Here is a 787-nt window from a genome sequence, read left to right as displayed (position 1 = left end):
TGGGTGATATCAGCGGCGATGGTAAATCGGACTTGGTGGCGGTACGTAAGCGAGAGGATGGCAAGGCGGTTGCTTCCATCCGGCTGGCGTCCGCCGATGGATTGGTTGAAGCAACTGAGCTGGAACTGGGCACTTGGATAGCGGATACCCGTTACCTGCTTGGGGATGCTACCGGGGATGGCAAGGCCGACCTGTGGGTGGTGTCGCAATCGGCCAATCAGAAAACCCAGGTTACCTTGTGGTCACGTGATGGCGAAACCTTTACACAAGGTCCAAAAGCGAAAAGCAACCACGCTTGGGACGTGGGGCAGCAGTACATCCTGTCAGACATTAACCGCAGTGGTCGTCAGACATTAACGGTAGTGTTTCCCAGTGGTTCAACCGATAAAACTAGCACCTTTATAGTTGCTGAAGATGGCACCATGGCCATGGTGTCGGACTACGAGAGTTTTGGCGCAGCAAGCCGGCAATATCTGAAAGCAGATGTCCAGGATGATGGCCGAGATGAATGGATAAAGGTCTATCAGGATGCTCAGGGTGTCGATCATCTGCGCCCTTCCAGCGATGACGACGGCAATGGGGAATGGGGCTGGAGTTCGTTCAAAGACATTGCCGTGGGCAAGAAAGCCCAGAGCCGCTACCTGGCCGCTGACCTGAACGGCGATGGCCGTACCGATGTGGTGCAGTTGTGGCGTAACGGAGCGGGTCTGGCGGTGGCGACAGCCTGGTTGTCGGACAGCAATGGGTATGTCCAGGGCAGCGACAGCGTGCTGGGTGCCTGGCGCGA

At 56.7% G+C, this 787-nt stretch carries 1 protein-coding gene; it reads left to right on the top strand.

Going from position 1 to position 787, the window contains the following annotated elements; genetic code table 11:
• Window positions 1-787 (top strand): hypothetical protein (locus CSQ89_RS22770; RefSeq protein ID WP_158229096.1); only part of this gene is annotated, 787 nt, incomplete at both ends.

The sequence above is a fragment of the Chitinimonas sp. BJB300 genome, from assembly GCF_002735695.1.
GTDB lineage: Bacteria > Pseudomonadota > Gammaproteobacteria > Burkholderiales > Chitinimonadaceae > Chitinimonas.
The sequence above is the reverse complement of the archived record's forward strand: the minus strand, read 5'-3'. Positions and strand labels throughout refer to the sequence as shown.